Origin of the sequence: Caballeronia sp. dw_276, assembly GCF_018449635.1 — a bacterium.
Classification (GTDB): Bacteria; Pseudomonadota; Gammaproteobacteria; order Burkholderiales; family Burkholderiaceae; genus Caballeronia.
This window is the reverse complement of record NZ_JAAVUV010000007.1, coordinates 207,730-221,791: the sequence shown is the minus strand read 5'-3', so window position 1 is coordinate 221,791 and position 14,062 is coordinate 207,730. Positions and strand designations below refer to the sequence as shown.

The following is a 14,062-nucleotide window of genomic DNA, read 5'->3' as shown; positions in this document are numbered from 1 at the left end:
ATGGACGTCCGTGTGTCGCGCTACGTTGAGGAACCGCGCTGCTTTTCATTGATGATCCACAGCACTTCGGCGTCGTCCGTACTTGTCGAAACCGCCGCGTGCCCTGTGCGGCTATCGAAGTAAATGCTGTCGCCGGCTTCAAGATTCGTCGGCGCGTAAAGCTCGGAATACAGGCAGACCGTGCCGCTCAGGACGAACAGAAATTCCTCGCCTTCATGCCGGCCCCATTCCTCGAATGCGTCGAGCGAATGCGCGGTGATGCGGATGCGAAACGGGTACATCGCCTTTTGCGCGAGTTCGGTCGCAAGCAATTCCATCTCGTAGCAACCCGCCGTGTGCGGGCTTCCCTGACCCTTGCGAGTCACCGCGCGGCGGCCGCCGGCGTTGGCCTTGAGCGCGGAGCCGAACAACTCGCCCAGGTCTATTTTCAACCCGTGGACAATCTTTTGCAGCACGTCGAAGGTCGGCGACATCAGGCCGTTTTCGACCTTCGATAAAGTCGAACGCGATACGCCGCACAAACGGCTCGCGGCCTCGAGGGTCATGTTTTGCTGGAGACGCGCGGCTTTGACCCGGCGGCCGAGGTCTGTTGATGACTGCTCGACTGGCCTCAAGAGATTCGTATCCATGGATTGCGGAAGATAAGCGGAAAAGCGCGGTTGTTTCCGATAATACCATCGGCTCGATTGCGCTTTATTTGAGTTCCGAGGACCAAGCAGGCCAAGTCTTCACGCCTGGACTTCGTTGATTCTTGCAATATTGCCAACAAAAAAACAGCGTAGTATAGTTTCCGAACTTACAAAAGTTTCGTATCGGAAACTCGCGTTAGAAAAGGAATCAGCAGTCATTCCTCGTCGGTCTTCCCGTCTTTTGCGTCTGGAGCAAGTCGTGAGTTCAAAAGTCGTTATTGTCGGCGGCGGGGTTATCGGCAGTTCCGTGGCTTACTTCCTGCGCGCGACGGATCCGACCGTGTCGGTTACCGTGATTGAACGCGACACGACTTACGCCCGGTCTTCATCGGCGCTCTCGGCTGCATCCATTCGACAGCAATTTTCCACGCCTTTGTCCGTGCAGATGTCCTTGTACGGGATCGAGTTCCTGCGCGGTATCGGCGAGCTGCTTGAAGTCGATGGCGAAAAACCGTGCATCGATTTGCACGAAGGCGGCTATTTGTTCCTCGCGACGCCGCCGGGGGAGTCCACGCTGCGTGAAAACCACGCAATGCAAACGCGGTTGGGCGCCGACATTTCCTTGCTCGACAAGACGTCGTTGAGCGCGAAATTCCCGTGGCTGAATACCGGTGACCTGGCCGCAGGCGCCTACGGCAATTCGGGCGAAGGCTGGTTCGACGGCTACGGCCTCGTGCAAGCGCTCAAGAAGAAAGCGCAGGCGCTCGGCGCGCGTTACGTGCCTGCCAATGTCACGCAAATGGACATGGCGGGCAGCCGCGTGACCCATGTGCGCACGCATATCGGCGAGCGCTTCGAGTGTGACAGCGTGGTGAATGCCGCCGGTCCGTGGGCGCGCGGTATCGCGTTGATGATGGGTATCGATATCCCCGTTCGCGCGCGCCGGCGGAGCATTTTCAACGTGTCGTCACCGGCCCGGCTGAGCGCGTGTCCGCTGCTCATCGATCCGACTGGCGTTTATTTTCGTCCCGAAGGGAAGACATATATTTGCGGCACGTCGCCGGATGCCGATAACGATCCCGACGACTTGCCGCTGGATCAGGTCGATCACGCCATTTTCGATGACGTCATCTGGCCGACGCTTGCGAATCGCGTACCGGAATTCGAAGCGCTGCGCGTGGAAAATTGCTGGTCAGGTTATTACGAGTACAACGTGCTCGATCAGAACGCGATCATTGGATACCACCCGCAAGTCGATAATTGCGTATTCGCCAACGGCTTCAGCGGTCATGGTTTGCAACAAGGGCCGGCAACCGGGCGCGGTATCAGCGAACTCATTCTTGGCGGAAGATATAAGACGCTGGACTTGTCGTCGCTAAGTTGGTCGCGGGTAATCGAAAACCGGCCAATCGTGGAGAAGAATGTGGTGTGACGCTTCCAGCTTTAATGCAGTGCGTATTGTTTCCTTTGGTGAAAACCAATTGCGCCCGGCTTGATGCCGGGTTTTTTTTCGTGCGGTGGTTTCAAGAAAACGCAGCTTGATACACCTTTGGCGTGACGCCGGTCTGCTGCTTGAATACACGCGTAAAGTGCGACTGATCCGCGAAACCCGTTCGTGCGCCGACTTCGGCGATCGGCCTTCCGCTGCGCAAGAGCGGCATGGCACAACGTACGCGTTCCTGCTGCAAAAATGCATGGGGACTGAGACCGGCCTCGCGGACAAAAGCGCGGAGCAGCACGAACGGGGTGACATCGAATTCGCGGGCGAGCGTCGATAATGTCAGCCCCGCATGCAAATCATCGCGCAGACGATCCTTGACCGCGCGCACGAGTGCCGGTTCGCTGCGCACGACGGGCAACTGGCCGGCACGTCCCGAATGCCCGGCATGCCGCGCGTACAGACCAGTGACGGCGCTTGCCAGAACCTCGCTGCGCTTGAACGCATCGTGGTCGACTTCGGAACACCAGTTCACGCCATAAAGATGCTGCGACAGTTCGGTATCGGCAATGAAAGGACTCGGCAAATCGAACCGCTCGCGCCGCGTTATGCCAAGACGTTCGCAATAAGCGCCAAGCGCGGCCGGCTGAACGTGCGCCACGCGCATTTTCCATTGACCATCGCCCGCGGCGAGTCCGGCGTGGACCAGATCGGCATCGATGACAATCACATCGCCACGACGGCACAAACGCCGCTCCTGCTGGACCTCGACCGCGAGCACGCCGCCGGTGATGACGGCGAGGCAATGGGTATCGTGCGAATGGGGCGGATAGCGGTGACCGACGAAACGGCCCTTCAGCATGACGGCATCCATTACATCGGGCGCGTGCCAGAGCTTGATGGATTTGGTGGGCGCGGTGGCGTTCACGAAGTGCGGCCTGTGAAAGGGGCGGAAAACGTCATGATATGCCCTGGCTTTCCTTGATGCAGGAACCTGCGCAAAACTCAATGACGCTCATGCAAAAAGCGCAAGTCCACCGACGAGTTTGCCGACCTTTTTCTTCGGTCCGACCAGACCGACCGCCAGATATTGCAGCGACTCGCCCGGCAGTGCGTTGACGGCGCTTAGAAAGGCGGCGTAGTCGGTCGTGGTCTGGCCCTGCACCGGAAAGTCCACGACATCGCAATGCGCGAGCGATTTCTGGCGAAGCGCGCTCAATTGCTCGGTCGTGGCCTTGAGCACCGGAATGCCGATGGGTATGAGGCCGGGGTGGGCGGTTCCATCGAGTTCGCGCAGCGCTTCGCCGACAAGATGGTTGTGCCGCTGGCCTAGCGTGAACGCGACCACTGCGGCGGCGTTCGATGCCTTCCCCGGCGGCAGCGCTTCATCCACAACGATGACACAACGTTCCGGCTCCGCGGGTGCCTGAGCGGCGGTCGCGTCGATTGCTTCGTTTTGCGCTAACAATGCATTTCTCCTGAAGAACACGCAGAAACGACAATGCTAGGGAAACGCCCACGGAAAGTATTGGACGATTTTGCAGGCGAACGATTTTTATCCGGCCGCCACCTCATTCGGCGAATGGGCCTAAGCGGCCGAAAGGTTCTCACGCATCCATGCTCCGGTTCACAAACGGCGATGCCGTGTTTTGCATTGCATGTTCAAGGAACGTTTAGCTGGAAGTTGTAAACGCAAACCGGTTTTGTTTATCGGGAACAATCCGTGAGATGCATTGAAAAAAACCTGCGCGCGTGTTTAAGTGCCCGCTGACGTCTTTTTTCGCGCTCGAGCAGAGCGCCTGGAAACGACGGTCCCCTGGCCGCCAACGTGAAATTCAATGAACGCCGTCTTCAAGACTTTCCTTGCGCTGATCCGTCTCCCCGGTTATCCCGGCATTTCTCTCGCGATGTTTCTTTCGGGCATTGCGTCGTCTTTTGCCGTGCCGTACACGTCGCTGTTCGGCGCGACCGAAGCGCATATGACGCCGCTGCGCCTCGGCATTTTCATGACGCTGACGGCCGTCAGCAGCGTGGTGGTCAGCGCGTATCTCGGGCGCATCGCGGACAAACGCAGCGATAAAAAACGCATCGTCCTGCTTTCGATTGCCGGATCGGCCCTTGGTTATGCGCTGCTTTGCGTCACGCGCAACTACATTCTGCTGACCATTTTCGGCTGCGTCTTTCTGAGCATTGGCGCGGCCGTGTTTCCACAACTGTTCACGTTCAGCAAGGCCCGGCTGCACGCTGAAGGCATCGAGAACACCGAGTTGCCGATGGCAACGCTGCGCACCACGCTCTCGTGCGCGTGGGTGTTCGGGCCGGCGGCCGGTGCGATCGTGCTGGGCGTATCGGGGTTCAACGGACTGTTTTTATCGGCGGCGGGCGCGTTTGCCGTGGCCGGCGTGATCGTGTTGTTCATGCGTGAGCCGAAGGTCTACGACGCGCTCGAAGCCGGCGACAAAACCAGCAGCGAAATTCCGCAGCAAGGCAAGAACGCGCATGTGTATGCGGCGCTCGTGAGTTTCACGCTGATCGGAATGGGATCGGCGATCGCGACCATCATGTTGCCGGTATTGATCGTGGACCAGTTGCACGGCACGACCGCGCACGTGGCGCAGATGGTCGGCCTCGGCGCGTTCGCCGAAATCCCGATGATGCTGATGCTCGGCGGCGCGTCACGGCGGATCAACAAGGCGAACATGATCGCGTTTGCATCGCTGTCGCATATTGTTTATTTCGCCGGAATCGCGATGGCGCCCAATCTCTGGGTTCTCGTCCCGCTGCAGATCCTGAACGCGGTCGTGGTCGCCGTGACGTCGTGCCTCGGTATGTCGTATTTCCAGGAAATGATGCCCGGCGCGCTTGCCCGCGCGACCACGCTGTTTTTCAACACGATGCGAACCGGTTCGGTAATGGCGGGCGTGGCGTCGGGGTTTGTCGCGGCGACCTGGGGGTATCGCGCGGTATTCGTGTTTTGCGTGGTGCTGGCGACGACTGCATCTGTCGTACTGTTTATTTTCAACTATCAGCGCGGCGCAAAAGTGTTCATCGATCCCGCCGTTGATCCCGCCTTCGACCCGGTTGCGTCTGGTACAACACTTGAAGTCGCCAAGCCCGCGCAACCGGTGAACAACGTGTAACGCTCAGATGGGATGTCCGTCCGGCGGCGCGTCGGGTTGCTGCGGTTCTTCCGGCCGATGCCCCGGCGAAGGAGGCGACAACGGATCGGCCTCCGGATCGCGGTTTGGATCGGCGAGGGGATCGGGGATCGGATTGGTCTGCATCCGGTAGCTTTGGTATTGCACGGTCTGGGTGTTCATGGCTCGCCTCGGTGGTTCAGTGTCGTCGATGGATCATGCTGCATCCTTGAGCATAGGCGTATGCAGCGTGAAAGGCAGCCCGGGATGCGCCGCGCCTTGGGTATGAAGTTCGGCAAGGGCCGCTCCAACAATGGTCTCGGCGCGCCCGCGAAAAATGACGCGATCGATGCTTATTAAAGGAGTGCCGCGTTCACCCGCAATACGCGCAACCGCAGATCCTTCAACGCGCTCGCTCAGGATCAGTCTGGCGTTTCCAATCAACGCAGCCCGGACCTCGGAAGTCATCGCTCCAGCGAGATACAGCGCGCCGGACTGCATCGCGCCCAGAACAGCGCCGGTGCTTTCCGACTCGCAAGCATCGCCGATGATCGCAATTTGCCAGCCATCGGCCGCAAGGGTGTCGCTGATATCGGCAAATAGCTGGCCGTTGCTGGAAGCGCTGGTACTGTTGTGAGGATCGATCAGGACCAGCCGGTCCGGCTCGATCCCATGAAATGCGAGCAGCGCAGCATAGTCGTTCTCGGGGTGCACGACGGGCTCGAAAGCGCATGTGCCCAAGGCGGAGAGCTCGGCGCTCAAGGGTTCGTCGAACGTCGGGAAGGCGGAAGCGGCAAGCATGTGGGGCGGCTCCGGAACGTTGATTCAAACAGATGGGCATTCGCGCGGCATTGCGCGCGCCGGGAGTTTGCAGCACGGTTCATGCCTGTTTCGAGCTGGCCCTAAGCCGCCATTTTTCGCAACCGGATTGGAATTGCTTTGCCGGCCGGCACCTTGCTGCGCTTTGCGTGATGCGACAGGGGAATCAGCCGGTTGCATTCGGGGTAGTAACCCATTACGCAACCTGCCGGAATGTCGTACGCGTGAACCTGCAGGCCGGTCAGTTCGCGCAGCACGTCGTCCTTGGCAACCGTGGTCGCCGTCACCGTGTCGTTTTCGGCAAGCCCGAGCCGGATCATGTCGTCCTTGTTCATCAGCAACACATCGCGCGATTTGGTGATTCCGCGAAAGCGGTCATCGAGCGCATAAACCGTCGTATTGAACTGACTGTCGCCGCGTGTTGTCATCAGGCGCAGGGTGCGTTCGCCATCGAATTGCATGTCGGGGTCCTCACCAAATCCCGCCGGCACGATGAAATTCGCTTTTCCCGTCTTGGTTTTCCACTCACGCTTTGCAGCGGGAAGCGGCCGATGAAACCCGCCCGGCTGCCCCATGCGTTGATTGAAATCCTTGAACTGTTCCGGGTAGGTTTGTTCGATGGCGCTGCGCACGAGCCCGTAATCCGCCACCCACGCGTCCCAATCGATCATTGGATTCGGCGGCAAGATCGACTTCGCCAGCGCCGCGACAATCGCAGGTTCGGACAGCAAATGTTCGCTCGCCGGCTCGACCATTCCCTTCGATGCATGAATGCAAGCCGTACTGTCCTCCACCGTGACAGTTTGTTCACCGCCGGTCTGCCGGTCCACCTCGATGCGCCCGAGGCAGGGCAGCAGATACGCCGCGCGCCCGTGCACGATATGACTTCGGTTCAGCTTGGTCGCAATCTGTACGGTCAGCGGCACGTTCTTCCACGCTGGATCGAGCACGCCCTGATCCGGAATCGCGCGCGCAAAGTTTCCTCCAAGTCCTATAAACGCATCGATACCACCATCAAGCACGGCCTCGCACGTATCCACGGTCGTCAGCCCCGTTTCTTTCGGCGGCTCGAAGTTGTACAGTTCGGCGAGCTTGTCCATGGGCACGAGCTCGGGCTTTTCCGTAATGCCGACGGTGCGTTGTCCCTGCACGTTCGAGTGGCCGCGAATCGGGCAAATTCCCGCGCCTTTCTTGCCGATATTGCCGCCCAGCAGCATCAGGTTCGTGAGCATCTGCACGGCAAGCACGCCCTCGCGATGCTGCGTGATCCCCATGCCGTACAGGATCATCACTGCCTTGGCACGCGCATATTCAGTCGCGGCCGCTTCGAGCGCTGCGCGCGTCAACGCCGATTCCAGTTCGATGTCTTTCCAGTCGGCCGCGCGCATTGCGTTCGCGAATGCATCGAAACCATGCGTATGTTCCGCGATGAAATCCGCATCGAGCACGCGCGGCGTGTTTGCGGCGATGGCTTTGTCATCGGCTTCGATCAGCGCCTTGCAGATTCCCGTGACCGCCGCGATATCGCCACCAATCTTCACCTGGTGATATTGCGAGCTGATACAGGTTTGTTCAGTGGAAAGCATTTCCTTCGGCGATTGCGGGTTGGCAAAACTCACGAGACCGCGTTCGCGCAGCGGATTGAACGTGATGATCTGCGCGTTGCGTTTGCGCGCTTCCTGTAGCGGATGGAGCATGCGCGGCGCATTCGTGCCGGTGTTGTGGCCGAAGAAAAACATGCAGTCGGTGTGATCGAAATCTTCGAGCGTCACAGTCCCAACCGGCACGCCGATGGTCTCGGGCAACGCCACCGATGTACTTTCATGGCACATGTTCGAGCTGTCCGGCAGGTTGTTGCAGCCGTAGAGCCTGGCCATCAGCGCATACATGTAAGAGGTTTCAAGCGACGCCCGTCCCGAGGCGTAGAACACCACGCGCTTCGGATCGTAGCCTCGCAGCTTTTCGCCGATTTCATCGAAGGCCTGTTGCCATGGGATCGGCAGATAACGGTCCGTCTCGGCGTCGTAGCGCATGGGTTCGGTCAACCGGCCTTGCGACTCGAGTTCCATGTCGCTCCACGCTTCAAGCGCGGCGAGCGTGTGGTGATCGAAGAATTTCGGCGTGGCGCGCTTGGTCGTGATTTCCCAAGCCGTGGCTTTCGCGCCGTTCTCGCAGAACTCGAACAAATGCGGGTCGGCGGGTTTCGCCCACGAGCAGCTCACGCATGCAAAGCCATCCGGTTTGTTCTGCTTGAAAAGGACGCGGGTTCCGTTGGTGGCGACGTGTTCTTTGAGAAGTATCGTCGTGACCGCTTTCACCGATCCCCAGCCGCCTGCCGGATGGTCGTACTGCTTGATATTAGGTTGCTTACTCATGCTTCGAAGCTCCGCGGATGGACAAGAAGCGAACGGCTCAAATGCGTTCGCTGGCGGAGCTTCACTCAGCAAGAAACAGGCTCAAGACCTGACCAAAACGTTTTTAAAAAAAATGAAAGCCGCCGGCCCGTGTTCGCGGGGCGGCGGCTTTCATTTATTTAGTGCCGAGTGGTTCGGTGTTTGTGTGAACCACCGGTCAATGTCAGGCTTCTTGGGTTTGCTGACCTTCGGGCGTGGGTTTGAATGCATCGGCGCGACGTCGGATTTCCTCCACTTCGACCGTCACGAAAGTGCGGTTCTCGGCGGCCAGCGCGCTTTGATACGACGCACCTTCCGGCACGCGATGCAGCAGCGCGCGCATTTCGCCCTGTGTGGTCTGTTCGACCGGCTCGAAGTTGTAGAGGCGCAGCATCAGCTCGGCGCGCTCGTGCAGCAGGAACAGGCACGCTGCGAACACCGCCACGGCGACCACTTCCTGCGCGCCGAAGCTGAAATCGTCCGGGATCGGCGAGAACGGCATGGCCACGACGGCGATCATTCCGGCTATAGCCAGCGCGATCGTCGCATACAGGAAAAACTTCGCGCGCCCGACAATACGATCATGTTCCGCCTTGAGTTGACCGGCCGTGCGCGGGATAAGCGCGGTGTGGCCATGTTTTTGTTCGCGTTGCTGAAGTGCTGAAAGCGGAAGGGCGGCCATGGAGTCGGTTGCCTCACAGTTCGGTAAGTTTGTCGCCAGGAATTGGCGCTGTCACCGGGTTAACGCCAAGCTTCCAGGAAAGTTGACGCCAGTTACGTGTTGTTTCAGTCGGGTCTCAAAATGTTTCTGGCCGGGCTTCCGCCAAGTACTGTTATTTTGTACAGGTTCCGTTCGCTTTTTCCGATAATCGCAATAACGCAAACCCATGTTTTTGCGTGGCTTTTATCGGTTCGACCTCCGTTGGGAATGCCTATTGCTGTGGGTCTCCAGCAACTGTCCGGAGCTTACCGGACAACGAAAATGCGAACGGAGAGAAGAACATGATTGGCATCGTCATTCCGGCTCATAACGAAGCAGAGCAGATCGGGGCATGTGTAACAGCAGCAAAACGCGCGGCGAGTCATCATCAACTGTTGGGCGAAGAGGTGCGCGTGATCGTGGTTGTCGACCATTGCACTGATGAGACGCCGGTCATTGCCAAGTCCCTTGGCGCCGAGGTGATCGCCGTGGACGCGCGCAATGTCGGCATCGCGCGGGCGGAAGGCGCGCGTCGTGCCTTGTCGCTGGGCGCGAGGTGGCTCGCTTTCACCGATGCCGACAGCGTCGTCGCCGATGACTGGCTGGTCCGTCAGCTCGATCTGTGTGCCGATGCGGTGTGCGGCGTCATCGCAATTCACGACTGGTCGCCACATTTGTCGGCAGTGCGCGAGCATTTCGCGCGCAACTACATGGACGCAGATGACCACAGGCATATTCATGGCGCGAACATGGGGGTCTCGGCGGCGGCTTATTTGCGCGTCGGCGGTTTCGCACCACTGGAACATAGCGAGGACGTCGCGCTCGTCGAGGCGTTGATTGCCGACGGCGCGTCGATTGCATGGAGCGCGGCGCCGCGCGTGGTGACGAGCGCGCGCACGGACTTCAGGGCGCGCAAGGGGTTCGGAGCGACGCTGGTCGATATGAGCCGGCGCTGCTTTCTGGTATCGACGGATGAGGATGGGGTGTTGGCGGCTTGAGCAAACTGCGCTTCATCGACCCAGCAAATCCCCCGGCACATCGACATCGCGCAAGATGTTCGCATCGTCGACATCGATCTTTGCCACCGTCTCCGACATGAACAGCGCCCGCGCTCCGGCGTCACCATCGAGCGCGCTGAGCGTTTCCAGGTGCATCGCGCCAAACCCCGCCGGATGTCCCCGTTGCCCGCGATAAAACGGCGCCACGATCGACGCCCCCGCGTCCAGCGAGCGCGCGACTGCTTCCACCGTCCCCGGCTCTATCCATGGCATGTCGCCGAGCGTCACGAGCCAGCCCTCGGCCTCCGGCGTCGCACGCACGGCGGCGGCGAGCGTGGCGCCCATGCCGCGTTCGGCATCGATGGAAAACATCACGTTGCAGCCCGCCTCGTTTAAAACCTCAGCGAGCTTCTCCGATCCCGGCCGAACCACGGCAAGCACGCTCGATACAGCCGACAACAAACGCCGCGCGGACTGGAATACCACCGGCGTGCCGTCGGGAAGCGTGGCGAGCAACTTGTTGTGAAGGCCGCTCGGGTCGAAGCGGGAACCGTAGCCGGCGGCAAGCAGGATGCCGGTTGCGCTCGATGAATAACTCATGGCCGGCGTCCTGACGAAGAGGGAAAAAGAGAGAAGCGTCGATTCTGACAAGCCGCATCGCGCGCGGCAAGCACGAAAAAAACCGCGCGGCGTTTTAAACCGCGCGGTTTCCGCAACGACAAACCGTCAAACCATCGTCTTCGGCATGACCTTGTCGAGCGTAATCGGCAGATCACGCACGCGCACGCCGGTGGCGTGATACACCGCGTTGGCAATCGCGCCCGCCACGCCCGTGATGCCGATCTCGCCGATACCCCGCACGCCCAGCGAATTGATATGCGGATCAGCCTGGCCGAGCACGGTGATGTCGATTGAGTTGATATCGGCGTTCACCGGCACGTGGTACTCCGCGAGATTGGCATTCGTGTAGCGGCCGTAGCGCGGATCAAGTTCGCTCTTCTCGGTCAGCGCCGAGCCGATGCCCCACACCACGCCGCCCATCAACTGGCTGTGCGCGGTTTTTTCGTTGAGCAAATTGCCGACGTCGTAGACGCTCACCACGCGCGCGACGCGAATCGTGCCGAGATCGGCATCGACATGAACTTCCGCGAACACCGCGCCGAACGAGTGGAACGCGTATTCCTTTTTTTCGTCGCCGGGTTTTACGGTGGCCGTGGCTTCGATCGGCTTGCCGCCATTTCTCGCAATCACGGCCGCCGCGGGATCGCGCTTCGATGGGTCCGCGCGGCTGATCACCCAGCCGTTGTTGACCGTCACGTCATCGGGCGATACGCCGCTCAACGGAGACGCCGAGTCCGCAATGGTCATCGCGATCAACTTGCCGCGCACTTGCGATGCCGCTTCGCGCACCGCCGGCGACACACTTGCCGCCGATTGCGATCCGCCCGATACCGGCGCTTTCGGCAACGACGAATCCCCGAGCGCGAACGTGACCATTTCCATCGGGAAGCCGAGGGCATCGGCGGCGACTTGGGTCATCACTGTGAACGTGCCGGTGCCGAGATCCTGCGTGCCCGATGCCGCCATCGCCGTCCCGTCCGGCAGGATGCGCACGACCGCCGATGCCTCGCTGCGATTCGCCGGATACGTTGCCGTTGCCATGCCCCAGCCGATCAGCGTATTGCCTTCACGCATGGAACGCGGTTTAGGGTTGCGCCGCGACCAGCCGAACTTCGCCGCGCCTTTCTCATAACACTCGCGCAGCGACTTTTCCGACCACGGTTTTTTCTCCTGCGGTTCCATGTCGGCGTAGTTTTTCAGGCGGAACGCGAGCGGGTCCATGTTCAACTGGTATGCCATTTCGTCCATCGCGGATTCGAGGGCGAACGAGCCGCTTGTCTCGCCCGGCGCGCGCATGAACGTGGGCGTTCCGACATCGAGTTTCACGAGCTTGTGCGTGGTCGCCTGATTCGGCGTGGCGTACAACATGCGCGTAAGAATGGCGGAGCTTTCGTTCCAGTCCTCGAAAGTCGATGTCGTCGATATCACGTCATGGCGCATGCCGGTCAGCGTGCCGTCATCGCGTGCGGCGACCTGGAAATGCTGTTCGGTGAACGGACGGTTGCCGACCATGCCGAACATCTGCGGACGTTCGAGCACGAGCCGCACGGGGCGGCCGGTCTGCTTCGCCGCCATCGCGGCGAGCACGACGTGCGACCACGCCGACCCTTTGCAGCCGAATCCGCCGCCAACGAATGGGCAAATCACGCGCACGTTTTCTTCGCTGATGCCAAGCGTTTTTGCCACCGCGCTGCGCTCGCCCGAGACACCCTGGGTTGCATCGTAGAGCGTGAGATGGGGGCCGTCCCAGCGAGCCAGGGTTGCGTGCGGTTCCATCGGGTTGTGGTGTTCGTTCGGCGTGGTGTAGACCACGTCGAGTCTTGTCGGGCCTTGTCGCAAACCTGCGGCGACATCGCCGCGTTGTGTATCGATGGGCCTTCCCATCATTTTTTCCGGCCGGTACGCACTGGACTTCGCGCGCTGGTAGTCCGCGTTGGGCGTGGCGGCTTCGTACTTGACCGACGCCTGCAATTTGCGCGCGCCGTCGGTAGCGCGTTCGAGCGTGTCGGCCACGACGACCGCGATAGGCTCGTTGCTGTAGCGCACTTCATCGGTCTGCAACAACGATAACCTGCGCACCGCTGGCGGCGACGCATCGGGCTTGCCGCCATTGGGCAAGCGCATGGCGGTTTCGTGCGTCATCACGAGCAGTACGCCGGGCATGGACTGCACGCGGGCGGTGTCCATCGATACAACCCGGCCATGCGCAATCGTGCTCATCACGAGTACCGCGTGTGCGAGTTTGGCTTCGGGGTTATCGGCGGAATACCGGGCTTGACCGGTTACTTTCAGAAGACCGTCGGTGCGATCGAGCGGTTGTCCAAGAACACTCATGCCATACCTCCAGCGGTGGAAACCGCGCGGATGATCGCGCGTTGAGCCAGCTCGATCTTGAAGCTGTTTTCGCGATAACCCTTCGCATCACGCACCGCGAGCGCCGCGGCGCGTTGCAATGTGTCGTGCGATAAGGGCTTGCCGACAAGCATCTGTTCCGTCGCCGTCGCCCGCCATGGTTTGTGGGCGACGCCGCCCAACGCAATGCGCGCCGTCTTCACCGTGTCGCCGTCCATCTGCAACGCGGCCGCAACCGAAACCAGCGCGAAAGCGTAACTTGCGCGATCGCGCACCTTCAGATAATGCGAATGCTCGGCGAACAAGGGCGGCGGCAGATCCACCGATGTAATCAGTTCGCCCGGTTTCAGCGTGGTATCGACTTCAGGATGATCCCCCGGCAACCGATGAAATTCCGCAAACGGAATCGCACGTTCGCCTTGCGGACCGTTCACGCGCACGACGGCATCGAGGGCGGCGAGCGCCACGCTCATATCGGAGGGATTCGTCGCGATGCATTGATCGCTCGCGCCGAGGATCGCGTGAATTCGGTTGTTGCCTTCCAGCGCCGCGCAACCGCTGCCCGGCATGCGTTTGTTGCACTGCTGGAAGCCTGTGTCGTAGAAGTAATAGCAGCGCGTGCGTTGCATCAGGTTGCCGCCGACGGTTGCCATATTGCGCAATTGCGCCGATGCACCCGCCAGAAACGCCTCCGATAAAAGCGGATAACGCCCGCGAATCCATGCGTGATTCGCGGCGTCGCTATTGCGAACCAGCGCGCCGATACGCAGGCCGCCATCGGGTAACGGAGTCACGGCGCCGAGGCCGTCGATATGCGTGATATCGACGAGTTTCGAAGGCCTTGCGACGCCGCCTTTCATGAGGTCGAGCAGATTTGTCCCGCCGCCGATAAACGCAACGCCCGGCTGCTGCGCAGCCTTGATTGCCGCGCTGACATCGGCTGCGCGTTCGTAGGAAATGGCATCCATGTCGCGC

13 protein-coding genes are annotated in these 14,062 nt (G+C 60.4%); 3 read left to right on the top strand and 10 right to left on the bottom strand.

What is annotated here, in order from left to right; translation table 11 throughout:
- Positions 1–20: 20 nt before the first annotated feature.
- Positions 21–629 (bottom strand): XRE family transcriptional regulator, encoded by a 609-nt coding sequence (locus HB633_RS16975; RefSeq protein ID WP_213779332.1) that lies wholly within the window; start codon positions 627–629, stop codon positions 21–23.
- Between the two features lie 259 nt (positions 630–888).
- On the opposite strand from HB633_RS16975, the gene HB633_RS16970 reads away from it, so the two are divergent.
- A complete protein-coding gene (locus HB633_RS16970) occupies positions 889–2,061 on the top strand; it encodes an FAD-dependent oxidoreductase (protein WP_213779331.1) in 1,173 nt (390 codons plus the stop codon).
- 91 nt (positions 2,062–2,152) lie between these two features.
- On the opposite strand, the gene HB633_RS16965 is transcribed toward HB633_RS16970, so the two are convergent.
- Both HB633_RS16965 and HB633_RS16960 read right to left on the bottom strand, forming a co-directional pair.
- Positions 2,153–2,995 carry a helix-turn-helix domain-containing protein gene (locus tag HB633_RS16965; protein ID WP_213779330.1) on the bottom strand — a complete coding sequence of 281 codons (843 nt, stop codon included), beginning with the start codon at positions 2,993–2,995 and terminating at the stop codon, positions 2,153–2,155.
- Positions 2,996–3,082: 87 nt separating this feature from the next.
- Positions 3,083–3,535, bottom strand: a complete 453-nt coding sequence (locus tag HB633_RS16960; RefSeq protein WP_213779329.1) for a DUF2000 domain-containing protein — start codon at positions 3,533–3,535, stop codon at positions 3,083–3,085.
- A 370-nt stretch (positions 3,536–3,905) separates the two neighbouring features.
- Between HB633_RS16960 and HB633_RS16955 the strand changes: the two genes are divergently transcribed.
- The gene (locus HB633_RS16955; RefSeq protein ID WP_213779328.1) at positions 3,906–5,207 is read left to right on the top strand and encodes a sugar efflux transporter; all 1,302 of its coding nucleotides are present in this window, start codon (positions 3,906–3,908) and stop codon (positions 5,205–5,207) included.
- 3 nt (positions 5,208–5,210) lie between these two features.
- Here HB633_RS16955 and HB633_RS16950 read toward each other — a convergent pair whose 3' ends face one another.
- From HB633_RS16950 to HB633_RS16935, 4 genes are all read right to left on the bottom strand, one after another.
- Complete coding sequence (locus HB633_RS16950; RefSeq protein ID WP_213779526.1) at positions 5,211–5,387, bottom strand: hypothetical protein; 177 nt, start codon at positions 5,385–5,387, stop codon at positions 5,211–5,213.
- Between the two features lie 33 nt (positions 5,388–5,420).
- A complete protein-coding gene (locus HB633_RS16945; RefSeq protein WP_213779327.1) occupies positions 5,421–5,966 on the bottom strand; it encodes a glycosyl transferase in 546 nt (181 codons plus the stop codon).
- Between the two features lie 140 nt (positions 5,967–6,106).
- The gene (locus tag HB633_RS16940) at positions 6,107–8,398 is read right to left on the bottom strand and encodes an FdhF/YdeP family oxidoreductase (protein ID WP_213779326.1); all 2,292 of its coding nucleotides are present in this window, start codon (positions 8,396–8,398) and stop codon (positions 6,107–6,109) included.
- Positions 8,399–8,600: 202 nt separating this feature from the next.
- A complete protein-coding gene (locus HB633_RS16935; RefSeq protein WP_213779325.1) occupies positions 8,601–9,098 on the bottom strand; it encodes a hypothetical protein in 498 nt (165 codons plus the stop codon).
- A 320-nt stretch (positions 9,099–9,418) separates the two neighbouring features.
- Between HB633_RS16935 and HB633_RS16930 the strand changes: the two genes are divergently transcribed.
- Positions 9,419–10,114, top strand: coding sequence for a glycosyltransferase (locus HB633_RS16930; protein ID WP_213779324.1), 696 nt, complete (start codon positions 9,419–9,421; stop codon positions 10,112–10,114).
- Positions 10,115–10,126: 12 nt separating this feature from the next.
- On the opposite strand, the gene HB633_RS16925 is transcribed toward HB633_RS16930, so the two are convergent.
- From HB633_RS16925 to HB633_RS16915, 3 genes are all read right to left on the bottom strand, one after another.
- A complete protein-coding gene (locus HB633_RS16925; protein ID WP_213779323.1) occupies positions 10,127–10,714 on the bottom strand; it encodes a nucleotidyltransferase family protein in 588 nt (195 codons plus the stop codon).
- A gap of 126 nt (positions 10,715–10,840) precedes the next feature.
- The gene (locus HB633_RS16920) at positions 10,841–13,069 is read right to left on the bottom strand and encodes a xanthine dehydrogenase family protein molybdopterin-binding subunit (RefSeq protein ID WP_213779322.1); all 2,229 of its coding nucleotides are present in this window, start codon (positions 13,067–13,069) and stop codon (positions 10,841–10,843) included.
- Positions 13,066–14,055: a xanthine dehydrogenase family protein subunit M gene (locus HB633_RS16915; protein ID WP_213779321.1), complete on the bottom strand. Its 990-nt coding sequence runs from the start codon at positions 14,053–14,055 to the stop codon at positions 13,066–13,068. Before HB633_RS16915 ends, HB633_RS16920 begins: the two co-directional genes overlap by 4 nt.
- Between the last annotated feature and the right edge of the window lie 7 nt (positions 14,056–14,062).

Coding starts and splice junctions, on each gene's coding strand:
- HB633_RS16975 (WP_213779332.1), bottom strand. CDS start 629: ATGGATACGAATCTCTTGAGGCCAGTCGAGCAGTCATCAACAGACCTC.
- HB633_RS16955 (WP_213779328.1), top strand. CDS start 3,906: ATGAACGCCGTCTTCAAGACTTTCCTTGCGCTGATCCGTCTCCCCGGT.
- HB633_RS16950 (WP_213779526.1), bottom strand. CDS start 5,387: ATGAACACCCAGACCGTGCAATACCAAAGCTACCGGATGCAGACCAAT.
- HB633_RS16940 (WP_213779326.1), bottom strand. CDS start 8,398: ATGAGTAAGCAACCTAATATCAAGCAGTACGACCATCCGGCAGGCGGC.
- HB633_RS16935 (WP_213779325.1), bottom strand. CDS start 9,098: ATGGCCGCCCTTCCGCTTTCAGCACTTCAGCAACGCGAACAAAAACAT.
- HB633_RS16930 (WP_213779324.1), top strand. CDS start 9,419: ATGATTGGCATCGTCATTCCGGCTCATAACGAAGCAGAGCAGATCGGG.
- HB633_RS16925 (WP_213779323.1), bottom strand. CDS start 10,714: ATGAGTTATTCATCGAGCGCAACCGGCATCCTGCTTGCCGCCGGCTAC.
- HB633_RS16920 (WP_213779322.1), bottom strand. CDS start 13,069: ATGAGTGTTCTTGGACAACCGCTCGATCGCACCGACGGTCTTCTGAAA.
- HB633_RS16915 (WP_213779321.1), bottom strand. CDS start 14,055: ATGGATGCCATTTCCTACGAACGCGCAGCCGATGTCAGCGCGGCAATC.